Origin of the sequence: Bacteroides sp. 3_1_13, assembly GCF_001185845.1 — a bacterium.
Classification (GTDB): domain Bacteria; phylum Bacteroidota; class Bacteroidia; order Bacteroidales; family Bacteroidaceae; genus Bacteroides; species Bacteroides xylanisolvens.
In genome coordinates this window covers 1,312,689-1,325,682 of sequence record NZ_KQ236955.1, presented here as the reverse complement: position 1 = coordinate 1,325,682, position 12,994 = coordinate 1,312,689, and the positions used below count along the sequence as shown (strand labels likewise).

At 41.0% G+C, this 12,994-nt stretch carries 6 protein-coding genes; 1 reads left to right on the top strand and 5 read right to left on the bottom strand.

The genetic code is table 11. The annotated features are described in order from the left end of the window. Positions 1–111 precede the first annotated feature (111 nt). Complete coding sequence (locus HMPREF9009_RS04785; protein WP_004324296.1) at positions 112–3,390, top strand: glycosyl hydrolase; 3,279 nt, start codon at positions 112–114, stop codon at positions 3,388–3,390. A gap of 183 nt (positions 3,391–3,573) precedes the next feature. On the opposite strand, the gene HMPREF9009_RS04780 is transcribed toward HMPREF9009_RS04785, so the two are convergent. From HMPREF9009_RS04780 to HMPREF9009_RS04760, 5 genes are read right to left on the bottom strand one after another with little or no spacing between them, the layout of a single operon-like run. Then, positions 3,574–5,382 carry a glycoside hydrolase family 2 protein gene (locus tag HMPREF9009_RS04780; protein WP_049701585.1) on the bottom strand — a complete coding sequence of 603 codons (1,809 nt, stop codon included), beginning with the start codon at positions 5,380–5,382 and terminating at the stop codon, positions 3,574–3,576. A gap of 39 nt (positions 5,383–5,421) precedes the next feature. Further along, on the bottom strand, positions 5,422–6,498 hold the full coding sequence (locus tag HMPREF9009_RS04775; RefSeq protein WP_049701584.1) for a metallophosphoesterase: 1,077 nt from the start codon (positions 6,496–6,498) through the stop codon (positions 5,422–5,424). A 3-nt stretch (positions 6,499–6,501) separates the two neighbouring features. Then, positions 6,502–7,587: a family 43 glycosylhydrolase gene (locus HMPREF9009_RS04770; RefSeq protein WP_004307466.1), complete on the bottom strand. Its 1,086-nt coding sequence runs from the start codon at positions 7,585–7,587 to the stop codon at positions 6,502–6,504. A 26-nt stretch (positions 7,588–7,613) separates the two neighbouring features. Further along, positions 7,614–9,446 carry a RagB/SusD family nutrient uptake outer membrane protein gene (locus tag HMPREF9009_RS04765; protein ID WP_369798421.1) on the bottom strand — a complete coding sequence of 611 codons (1,833 nt, stop codon included), beginning with the start codon at positions 9,444–9,446 and terminating at the stop codon, positions 7,614–7,616. Positions 9,447–9,466: 20 nt separating this feature from the next. Beyond that, positions 9,467–12,967, bottom strand: a complete 3,501-nt coding sequence (locus tag HMPREF9009_RS04760; RefSeq protein WP_049701582.1) for a TonB-dependent receptor — start codon at positions 12,965–12,967, stop codon at positions 9,467–9,469. Positions 12,968–12,994 lie beyond the last annotated feature (27 nt).

Below are 12,994 nucleotides of genomic sequence, written 5' to 3'. Positions count from 1 at the left end.
TTTAACACACCCCTCTACATTTTATGTGATTCATGTTTCTTACAGAAAAAGCACTTCTTCTTTCTGCGAGAAACTTAGAATTTCAAACATACTTTTAACGATTATAATTATATGAAACACTTTAACAATATCCCTATAGTAACAATACTCTTGTTTTCTTATATCCTAACCTTATATTCAATAAAGACACACGCATCTGCTTTGACTTCCGAACACGAAATCTACAAGGGATTTATTAATCCACCACAAGAAGCAAAACCAAGAGTATGGTGGCATTGGATGGACGGTAATATTACGGAAGAAGGAATCTATAAAGACTTATTATGGATGAATAGGATCGGAATAGGAGGATTTCATCAATTTGACGCTTCCTTGTATACCAAACCGATTGTCAAAGAACGGCTTGTATACATGACTCCCAAATGGAAAAAAGCCTTCCGCTATGCCATCCATCTAGCAGACTCTTTAAATATGGAAGTCGGTATAGCCAGTGCTCCAGGATGGAGCTCAACAGGAGGTCCTTGGGTAAATCCTAAAAATGCTATGAAAAAACTAGTGTGGCGAACATTCACGGTAGAAGGTCAAAAAATGTTTTCCGGGAAACTACCAAGCCCATATACCACGACAGGGGAATTTCAAAATATCCCCATACGAAACATGAACAACTATACCGAATATTACGAAGATATTGCCACGATTGCCGTACGATTGCCAAGCGAAGAATTATCGTTAAATGAGTTAGATGCTGAAATAACTTCAAGTGGTGGTAATTTCTCACTACATAAACTTACAGACGGAGATTTTACAAATGCCGAGCTTCTACCGTTCAACCCATTTGATAAATATGGTTGGATAGAATATTCTTTTCCCAAACCGCAAACGATAAGAGCTTTATCTTTTGTCAGTGGCCGTTTGCGTACAGAATGGCGTTCAGAATCTCCTCAAACAGTAAATTTTCTACAATGTAGTGACAATGGGGTTGATTATCGGATGGTTTGCGGAATTCCGGATGGAGGTAATGCTCAGCAAACCATATCTATTCCGGAAACAACAGCACGTTATTTCCGGGTACTTGTTCCTAATCCTACAAACAATGCTCCGGGTACTCAAATACCAGAATTTGTATTACACCCGACTGTAAAGATAAATCACACAGAAGAGAAAGCGGGGTTTTCTTCTCCGCACGACCTGATGAACTATCCAACACCGGAAACAAATACTCCCATTGATAAAAAAAATGTTATTATATTAACGAACAAGCTCGACTCGAACGGCATTTTAAAATGGAATGTCCCAGAAGGGAAGTGGCGCATTTACCGTTTCGGCTATTCACTTACAGGTAAACGCAATCATCCTGCCCCAGCCGAGGCTACCGGTTTAGAAGTGGATAAACTTGATCCGGAAAGTTGGCTTTCATATTTTCGCACTTATATGGATATGTATAAAGAAGCTGCCGGCGGTTTTATGGGAAAACGCGGAATCCAATATATTATAACGGATAGTTACGAAGCGCATTGGCAGACTTGGACCCCATCGTTACCTAGCTTCTTTAAGCATAAATATGGATATGATTTATTACCTTGGTTGCCTGTTTTAACCGGCGAAATCATAGAAAACACAAGTGAAAGCGAGTGTTTTCTTCGCGATTGGCGCCTGGCTATCGCAGAATTGTATCGTAAAAATTATGACCGCATAAATTCTATTGTAAAAGAATATGGTTTAAAAGGACGATATACAGAAGCTCACGAAAACGGAAGAGTATATGTAGGTGATGGAATGGAAATAAAAAGAACGGCAACATTCCCCATGGCAGCACTTTGGATGCCTAATTCCGGTGCCTGTTCATCACAACAGATGGGACAAGCGGATATTAGAGAAAGCGCTTCAGTCGCCCATATCTATGGACAAAACATTGTAGCAGCTGAATTTGGCTCTGCTATAGCCCACCATGCATATGCATGTTGTCCAGAAAACATTAAGCCTATCGCAGATAAAGCTTTAGCAAACGGATTAAATCGTTTTGTTATTCATGAGACATCGCACCAGCCTGTGGATGATAAAATACCGGGACTTGGATTAATACAATACGGGCAATGGTTTAACCGCCATGAAACTTGGGCTGAACAAGCAAAAGTATGGATAGATTATCTTGCGCGCAGTAGTTATATGCTTCAACAAGGTAATAATGTGGCAGACATTTTATACTATTACGGAGAAGATAATTGTATTACAGGTTTATATGCACATACTCTTCCGGACATACCTGCAGGATATGAATACGACTTTATTGACCCATATGGATTTGTGCATGATATCAAGATGGACAAGAAGTGCTTGTTAGCTCCTTCCGGACGAAAATATTCTATTTTAATATTAGGAGAGAATACCAAAGTAATGTCACTCAAAGTATTGAAAAAAATAGCATCTTTGGTAGAAGAAGGTGTTGCTGTTTTAGGCAGAGAACCTATTTTTCGCGGAAGCAATTTGGATAATGCTGATGAATTTAAAGCGTTAGTAACTTCCATCTGGCATACCAACCGAAAAAACGTCTATACCGATACTCCTATAGAAGAAATCCTGGAATCAACAGGTGTGCAACCGGACTTTATATACCGCAATAATAAACATATAACTTTAAAATACAGACACCGCTTGCTTGATCATGGTCATATTTATTGGGTCAGTAATCCTTCTGATAAAGAGTTATATACGGAAGTTTCTTTTCGGGTATCTGGATTGAAACCTGAAATTTGGCATCCTGAAACCGGACTTTCAGAGGATGTTTCTTATGAGATGAAGGACGGACGGACTATTGTTAAATTCTCAATGGTACAAAATGATGCTGTATTCGTTGTATTTATAAAACCCACTAAACGTATAAAACAAGAGATTCCTTTACCTCACAAAAAAGAATTAACTACAATTGATTCTAACTGGACTGTAAAATTTCAACCTAAAATAGGAAATTCCGAATCTCTTTTAATGGATAGTTTAGTTTCCTTCACCGACTACTCATCTCCTTCCATCCGATACTTCTCTGGAACTGCTACTTATACTAACTCTTTTATTATCAAACCGGAGAATTATAAAAAATCGGATAAGCTATTACTTGATATGGGATCAGTTAAAAATATTGCAGAGGTTTATGTGAATGGAAAAATATGCGGCACATTTTGGAAAGCTCCTTTTATTGTTGATATAACCGCTGCAATCAATCCTGGAGAAAATACTCTGGAAATAAAAGTCACCAACCTTTGGAGAAATGGACTAATAGGTGATCAACAAAAAGGTGTAACTCCCCAATATTATACATCCTACCATTTTTTCAAATCTGATTCGGCATTACTACCTTCTGGATTATTAGGGCCTATAAGATTAATAAAATATTGACACATCTCATTCTTTAAGAAAGTATCTGAAAATGAAGTGACTCCTAAAATTTTTTGTCTAACTTTTAGGGGTCACTTCATTTTCAGATACCCTCTTCTCAATTATATAATATTGCAAACAGTATCTATAATTCGAGTTATTACAGATGAGTTTTTTGTTCAGCCAAATAGCTAATCCGGCTTCTTACTTTAAACTTTCACAAATTTTCGTATTTGCCCTCTTCAATTTCTGTTCATCCAGTTTTATTACTTTGCGGTCGTATGTCATCAATCCGTTCACTTCGATCTCAACATCTGTAGTCTGTGTATAAACAGCAGCCGAGAATCCACGTGCAATCATATCCTTCAGCATATTAGCATACTTCAGATACTCATCAGTAGCTTCTTTGGAAGTACTAAACTGAACATACCCCCAATTACGATTCGGCTCCCAAAGATGCTCCTTCAGCACTAAACCAATTCCTCCATACTCTCCGAGTACAGTTGCACGCTGTGCGTCATATAAATACATCTCCGGACCGGGATAATTATGCAAATCGAGCATATCACCACAGGTATAATGATTACCTCCACTGGCAGGATTCACTAAACGGGAAGGATCATATTGCTTTGTCCATTCTGCTATTTCAGGGGTTTTAAACTGCCCCCAAGCCTCATTGAAAGGTACCCATGTGCCAATACAAGGATAAGAGTAAAGGCAGTCGATAATTTCTTTCCATTCTTTACGATAAATAGCCTCTGATTCAGCAGACCGTTTAAATTCTGTTCCCTCAAAATACTTCCGATTCTGCCACTCGGGATTCTTATCTCCACTCGGCATGTCCTGCCACACAATAACCCCTAAACGATCACAATACGTATACCAACGGGCAGGCTCTACTTTTATATGCTTGCGAATCATATTATATCCAAAATCTTTTGTCTTTTGAATATCATATACTAAAGCCTCATCCGAAGGTGCCGTATACAAGCCATCCGGCCACCAGCCCTGATCTAAAAGACCAAACTGAAACAAGTCCTTATTATTCAATTGTAGACGCACAATTCCATTTTTATCGCGTTTCGTTGAATATTTACGCATGGCAGTATAGCTCTTAACCTTATCGATCAACTTATTTTCTGAATATAGACAAATTTCCATATCATATAAAAACGGAGAATCCGGCGACCACCACTTTACATCAGACGGCATAGCAATTTCAACCGGAATACCATTTACGGAACTTCCTACAGCCACCAGCTGCTTTCCTTCTAATACCTTCACCTCCAATTTATCTGAAAGCATCTGATGATCTGTCATAACCTCTACTGTCAACTTATTCCTGTCAATATCAGGAGTCGTCTTGACATTGACAATCGACCGGATTGGCACAGGTTCCAGCCAAACAGTTTGCCAAATACCACTGACTGGAGTATACCAAATACTTCCCGGCTTACTAACCTGCTTTCCTCTGGGTTGAGGACCTTTATCAGTCGGGTCCCACACTTTCACGATCAATTCATTTTCCCCATTCAACAAGGCAGGCGTAATATCAAAAGAAAAAGGAGTAAATCCTCCTGTATGTTGTCCCACCTTTACCTTATTTACCCAAACATCCGCTTTCCAGTCAACAGCCCCAAAATGCAATAAAATCTTATGTCCTTTCCATTTGGAAGGAACCGAAAATTGACGTTGATACCAGAGTTCATTCTTCTCCCCAAGGCTTTTCCCCACTCCGGACAAGCTGGATTCTACAGCAAAAGGAACTAAAATCCGGCCATCATAACTTTGTGGCATAGCTTGACCTACCGGAGAAATAGCATAATTCCACAATCCGTTCAGATTTATCCAGTCAGCACGTTCCATAATTGGACGGGGATATTCGGGCAGTACATTTTCAATATCTATTTTCGCCGCCCATTCCGTCATAATTCGTCCGGCAACCGGTTTCCACTGTGCAAATAGATAAACACTATTAATAAGTATCACTAAAGAGCATATAATTTTTCTCATCTACATTATTTCTATTAAGAGTATTTTTACTAGGTCAAGTTATTCCAATATAATATCAAACTGATCGTACGGTGCCGTACGATGCGCCAAATGCTTAGTCAATTTTGAAATTCCAAACAAAGGAGAGTAAGTACGTACTTTAATCGTTTTACCATCCGGCATAAATTCCAGAATACGAAGCCAGCCATCCCCTCCGTTCCCTTCCGGACCACCTCCTACATATTGTACATTAAACGTCATTTGTGATACATCTTTCCCGGCACTGTTCTTATCCACCCGATAAGCCACATTATTCTCATATTCACCGGTACCTTTTCCCACATGTCCGCAAAGTACGAGACGGATATTGGAAGAAGGATAAATAAGTTTCTCCCAGATAGCCTGCCCCGAGTTTTGTGGAGAAATCTTATACCCATCTTTCGTAACACGCTTATTACCTATATTAAGATAAGAATGAGTGATAAAAATCACCTTATGATTCTTGTATTCCGGCTTGTTTACCAAATCTTTCGCCCATTGCAGCACTTCATCACGAGGCACAAACTCTACTGCTATGACCAAAATCTTTCCCCATCCCGGCTCATCAAACTCAAAAGCCGAATTCTCTAAAGACGCCCTGCCTTCACGATTAGGAAATTCACTGACACAGATATTCCGCCAGGTAGAATTACGCTCAAAAGGAATATAATCAGGAAAATAAGTACGACCGTTTTCTGCGGCTTTGTATCCATAATCATGATTGCCTGCGGCAATAATATAAGGTACTTTGTTATCCAGTCTTTTCAAAGCCTGCGACGCTGCCTCCCACATCTCACGACTGGTCTGATTTAGCATCTTACGGTTTAACACATTGTTGTCATTCTGTTCTACCAAATCCCCCGTACAAAGGACAGCTTTAATTTTAAGTGGTTCTATGTTGTCCGCAATCCATGCAGTGCAAAGATCAAAAAGCGGCTGGTTAATATCATACTTGGTATACCCCTGTGGATCACCAAGCAAAATCATAGAAAAGGATTCCGGATCGACCAGCTTCTGGGGATCAGCCCGATGCTGCGCCGAGACAGCAATAGCAGAAGCGCACAATATCCCGGCCAATAAATAGTTGAATAGTTTCATAAGTTACTCTTTTTCTTCTTCGTTTTTAAATACAGGTGCACGAGATACGGATGCCGGTGTGCCATTAGTAATATAAGGCCAGCCATCACTGCTCCATTGTATGCGGTCACACATCAGTTGACGACCATTATCTATTTTCGCTTTCTGCCAAGCATGATAGAAGAACCAGTCGTTCCCCTCGTCATCCGTGATAATTTCGGAATTGTGCCCGGTTCCGGCAAACAGGTTATTACCCTGTAGAATTACTTCATTATAACTACTATTTTCTTTCATCACAGTACCGTTTTTACCCACATAAGGACCTTCGATATTTTTAGAACGCCCCACCACTACACGGTACGTACTTCTTTCCTCTTCACAACAACTACCCGTAGAGCCAAATAGATAATAATAATTCCCGCGTTTATGAACCATGATGCCTTCTATTGAAGGACCCGCTATCTTTTCGGAAACAGCACCTTTAATGGATAGACCGTCAGCACTTAACTCTACATAACGGATACCTCCTTCATAGCCTTTAGAAGTACTATTATAACTTCCCCAGAAAAGATACTTCTTACCATTATCTTCAAAATAACAAGGGTCGATGCACTGCATAGTACCAGAATTGTAGTCAAGAAGTTTTCCGTGATCCGTAAAAGGTCCTACAGGAGAGTCGCTGACCGCCACCCCGATACAACTATTCTTAGGCAAGTCCCAGTGCCCGAGAGTATAATAGAGCACATATTTGCCATTGATATAGTTAATGTCCGGAGCCCATAAGCGAGTGTCCGGCTGCCAGTTCGGTTTTTGCAGAAAGGCTGCCCCAGCATAAGTCCACTGTGTCATATTAGTAGATTTGTAAATCGGAATATAGATATTATCCTGTTGGGTAACATACAAATAAAAGTTCCCGTCTGCCGCATGAATTATTGTCGGATCAGGCAACTGTTTGCCGACTATAGGATTGGAGAATGAAACAGGGTTAGGTGTACTCCCCCCACCCCCATTTCCATTACCGTTACCCGGCCCATCCGGTTGTTCGTCAGAGCCACCGGAACATGCCATGATACACAATGCTGTTGCAATTAAAAAAGATAATTTTTTCATATATACTTTATTAGTTAAAACTAAGATTAATTTATCCAACCTTCATTCTGTTCCAAATTCGAGTTCATTTCCATTTCTTTAGCAGGAATAGGCCAGCTCCAGCACTGATCTCCCAACCAGTACCAGGTATAAGTCGTTTCACCCCACATCTGCATCAGACCGTTACGATTATTATCAAACTTCTTATCTTTCCACGTTCCCCAACGCAATTCATGGAAATACATGGAATCTTCGCCACCGATTTCCCAGTAATACTCATTCCGGATACGTTCACGCAAATCACTCTGCCCGTTAACTTTCGTAGCAGGATAAGTTGCATTATTCAATTCGACATGCCCTGCACGACGTCTTACTTCATTAACACATCTGATTGCTTCGCTTTCATGGGTACTTCCCCATTCATTTAGCGCTTCTGCTTTCAGGAGCAATACTTCCGCATAGCGTATTAATGGAATATCCAATCCATAAGTATCACGTTCTGTCTGTTCCAGACCTTCAGGTACAAACTTTCTCCATAGATAGTAAAACTTATCGTTTGTATCAGTACGGATATCAAAAGGCTCTGCACTGTCCGAGCCACGATAAGGCCAACGCAATGTATAAGTATGAGCTATTCCAGAAGAAGCACCATTGTATTGTGCGTAAGGGGTAATGACAGCCATTTGCAGACGTGGATCACGGCTCTCGTAAGCTTTTTTGATACGTGCTTCATTGCCACTATCCAGATATTTGCTCATATCGGCCCCATAGGCAGCCATACGTTCCTTTTCCGCCGCAGACAGTCCATCGCGTAGAAAAAACACCACACGTTCTTTTTCTTTCATCGCACTATAGCCCGGCAAGTAGTTATCCCAATTAAACTTTTCTCCGGTCGCCGTCTCAAAAGATTCTACAAAATGCGGATTAGGCAAATAGTTATTCCACATAGAACCTGCTGTACAACGGTTGCCGTAAGTGATGTTCCTTGTATTGGAGTAGCCATATTGCTTGATGCATTGCACAGAGAATATCATTTCTTCACATTGTTCATTTGCTATTTTCAACAACTGCTTATAACTGGTAGCACCGGCCTTAGTATATAACCCGAAGCCACAGTCAGCCACAGAATTAAAATCATCAACCGCCGCCTCCCAATTCTTCTGCCACATATATACTTGTCCGCGTAATGCATAAGCAGCTCCTTTGGTTACCCGTCCATAGTTAGAGTCACCCGAATTATATTTACCCGGTAGATTGGGTTCATTCACACAATCTGTCAGATCCTGGAGTATAGCCGCCCAAACATCCGCTTCTGAAGAACGGGCTTTGTTACCGTTTTCAGGACTCGTGATTGCATTCATATATAACGGCACTCCTTTATACAAGATATTCAAGCGCATATAAGCAAATGCACGCAAGAATTTACATTCGGCGATAGCCCGTTGCTTCTCTCCGGTCGACATATCAGGAACCTGACCAATATTATCTATCACATCATTAGCACGATAGATAAAAGTATAAAAACGTTTATAAATATCACTGAACAGGCCACTTGAGGGAGTAGCTGCTCCTGTACAATTAGGCATTCGCTTAATCCAGTTCTTGTCTGTATCCATCACAGAAGAATAAGCATCCCATGGAATCCGGTGCGAATCCAAAATGCCGGAGTTAGGACAATATTGATCCAGAAAGACATTATATACGCCGATAACAGCCTGTTCGGCCAAAGTTGCTTTCGTCCAGATACTACTACCGCTTATGTTATTGGTAGGAGTAGTATCTAAAAAGTCCGCACCGCATCCAGCCATAGAGAAAGACAGCAAGGCAATAGATGCACATCTTACTAATTTCCGAAATATTTTTATTTTGTTTTTCATCATAAAATCGTTTTAGAGTAAGTTTAGAAAGTGATATTTACACCGAATGCATATTGTCTCATAGTAGAATATCCCACTGCGGTACGCATTTCCGGGTCCATTCCTTCATACCCGGTAATGGTAAATAAATTTTCACCGGAAGCAAAGAAACGGATATTCTGTGCATATACTTTTTTCGACAGGACAGCAGGCAATGTATATCCGATAGTCAGGTTCTTCAGTTTAATATAATCCCCTTTTTGCAAATGTACTGATGACTGTGTCATACCACTTTGGTCGTTACCGGAGTTATTTGTCAAACGAGGATTCTTTGAACTCAAGTTCGTGCGCGGATCATTGGGATTTTTGGGATCAAAGAAATAGTGATCGTTTGCTATTGCTTCCCCGATAGCATATCCTTTGATGGTAGCACTGCTGTTCAATGCCAAACGATAGTAGTAAATCTTGAAACCTGCCGCACCGGACCAGTTCATGGAGAAATCGAAGCCTTTCCAATTAGCGCTTGCCTGCAGACCGAAGTTATACTTGGGCACATTGGAACATCCCTGAAACTCATTATCAGCGTCATTACCATATACACCGTCGCCATTTAAGTCTGCATAGATGTAATCACCATACCAAATGCCACTCTTACTGACGTTCTGACGCGGATAAAACTTATACCCTGCCCCTACCATGGCATTCAGCCATTTCATGTCGTCTACTGTGCGGATCATTCCGTCTCTCGGACCACCGTTGATATTGACTGTTCCATCTGCGTTAAAGCCGTTTCCATTACCTTTATATGGTTGCAACATATAGTATTCATTAATCATTTTACCTTCTATTACACGGGTAGATCCTCCGGTAGAGACATCACCGATATTGGTTTGATAAATACGGTTCCCGTTTTCATCTGTCACCCAGCCACGCTGCAACTCTCCTTTGTATTTACTGACCTTGTTCTGGTTATAGGCAAAGTTACCGGATACACGATATTCTACTTTACCGATACGGTCTTGCCAATTCAGGGTCATTTCAATACCGCGGTTAGTCACTTCCGCAATGTTCTGACGAGGGCCACTGGCTGTCCCGAGAGACATATACATATCAGGGCGATATAAGATTCCATCCGTTACTTTATTATAAAATTCAGCCTCAAACGTCAGACGGTTTCTTAAAGTTGCAAAGTCGATACCAATATTCGTAATGGCAGTACTTTCCCACTCCAACAGGTTGTTGGAAATAGAAGTAATTGCCAAACCATTATTAAGGCTACCTCCAAACGCGTACTTTGCCGAGTTGTATACAGCCTGCCATTCGTAGTTACCAATCGCATTGTTCCCTAACTTACCCCACGAAGCACGTAATTTCAGATTGTCGATAGGAAGTCCTTTCATAAATCTCTCTTCACTGATTCTCCACCCGGCAGAGAAAGATGGAAAAAGCCCCCAGCGATTATCCGGAGCAAAACGGGAGGAACCGTCATAACGCATATTAACCTCGAATAAATAACGGCTGTCGAAAGCATAGTTAATACGACCGAAGTAAGAACGGGATGTAAATTCCTCACCTGTACCACCTATGGAAGAAGGAGTAGTAGCAGAACTTGGATCACCCACAGACGAATCTATTAATCCAAGTTTGGCAGTGTCGGTAGTCCGTTTGACAAAACGTTCTTCTTCAAAGCCCAATAACATACCAATATCATGCTTATAAAAAGTCTGGTTATAATTGAGCAAGTGCGTTAATTTCCAGTGGTTCTCACGGACATACGCCATACGGGTATACAAATCGGCAGGATCTTTGGGGGCAGCTATCCACTGATCTGTACTAAAACTATATTTCCCATAATCCGTATTTACGGACATCGATTCATAACGATAATCCTTATAGTTCAGATTAACATCGTATGAGAAGTGTTTCAGAAACTTCACGTTGGCATAGAAAGTAGTGAAGAACTGCGTGTTCTTGATATGCCCTTCCGATTGCGCCATGTCCCACAGAGGATTGTGAGATTGCGGATCTTCCTCGTTCGCTTCTGGCGCACCATATTTTCCGTCATAATATGGATATACGCCCGGTATCATCTTTTGAGTATTAATATTGGTGAGTGAACCGGTATCGCTTTTCTTCTGGTCAGTGTGATACCCCCATACGCGAGTACCAATACGTAACCACTTAGTAATATCCGAATAAACATTGGCACGCAAAAAATAGCGTTGGTATCCGGTATCCTTGATTAATCCCGGATTGTCAGTATAAGATATAGAAAGATTATATCCGGTACGTCCCTCCTGTCCAGTGACGGAAAGCGAATGTTTCATCATCCAGTCGTTACTATATATCTCATCGTACCAATCTGTATTAGGATAAGCTACATAATTAGGATAGCCGGAAGCCGAAATGCCATTCGGATCTTTTTCTGCCTCACGCCATTGATTGATGGTAATGTCGCTGAAAGGAGCAGATTCTCCTATATTAGTAGCAGCTTCGTTCATCAATTCCATATACTTGGCGTAGTTAGATACCGTTTTTATCAGTTTGGTAGGTTGATTCAGTGAAAAAGTAGCATTGTAGGACACGCTGACCTTTCCTGTTTGTCCGGTTTTGGTAGTAACCAGAATAACCCCATTTGCCCCTCGGTTACCATAAATAGCACACGAGGCCGCATCTTTCAGGATGGAAATAGAAGCAATATCGTTGGGATCTACATTATTCAGACTTTGTTCCATCCCATCCACCAACACGAGTGGTGAAGAACTGTTCAGGGTACCTACTCCCCGAATATTGAAAGAAAAGCCTTCATTATATGGAGTCCCGGAGCTTTGCATCACCTGCAAACCGGCTGTCATACCGCTCAACGCCTGCGAAGCACTGACCAAAGGACGGGAAAGTGATTCCTTTTCCAAATTTACCGTAGCAACCGAACCGGTCAGGTTCACCTTCTTTTGCGTGCCATAACCAACCACTACTACTTCTGAAAGCATTTTCACATTCTCTCCCATTACAATGTTGAATGTCGTCTTGCCGGGCGACAATGAAATTTCCTGCGTGTCAAAACCGATATAAGACACTTGCAATTTCTTAGCGTCCTCCGGTATTTCCAGTTCAAATTTCCCTTCCATATTACTCACCGTGCCAATATTAGTACCGGGAATTGATACCGATACTCCAATTAACAATTCATCATTGACATCGCTGATGACACCATTGATACGCCGTTTCTTATCCGATTTCTGAACGACAGGCCGGGTGATAATAATATGATTATCTTTTATTTTATAAATCAACTCCTGCCCTTTCAGAATCTGATCCAGTGCCTTGCTTATCGGTTGATTATCTACCTTTACAGTTACCTTACGGGTCAGGTCCACATCATTTTTCTCATATACTAAGGATACATTTCCTTTGACCTCCAACTCCCGGAACGCTTTGCGCACCGTTACGTCCTGCAAATGTAAGGTCACCTGTTGTGCATGAACCGACAGTGGAAGAACTGCAGTTAATAGCACGAAGAACATGCATTTGATGATTTTACTCATTGATTTAAGTTTTTATGTGTATATCTT

Excerpts from the sequence above, each read along its gene's own strand:
- HMPREF9009_RS04785 (WP_004324296.1), top strand. The coding sequence starts at position 112 with ATGAAACACTTTAACAATATCCCTATAGTAACAATACTCTTGTTTTCT.
- HMPREF9009_RS04770 (WP_004307466.1), bottom strand. The coding sequence starts at position 7,587 with ATGAAAAAATTATCTTTTTTAATTGCAACAGCATTGTGTATCATGGCA.
- HMPREF9009_RS04780 (WP_049701585.1), bottom strand. The coding sequence starts at position 5,382 with ATGAGAAAAATTATATGCTCTTTAGTGATACTTATTAATAGTGTTTAT.
- HMPREF9009_RS04775 (WP_049701584.1), bottom strand. The coding sequence starts at position 6,498 with ATGAAACTATTCAACTATTTATTGGCCGGGATATTGTGCGCTTCTGCT.
- HMPREF9009_RS04765 (WP_369798421.1), bottom strand. The coding sequence starts at position 9,446 with ATGATGAAAAACAAAATAAAAATATTTCGGAAATTAGTAAGATGTGCA.
- HMPREF9009_RS04760 (WP_049701582.1), bottom strand. The coding sequence starts at position 12,967 with ATGAGTAAAATCATCAAATGCATGTTCTTCGTGCTATTAACTGCAGTT.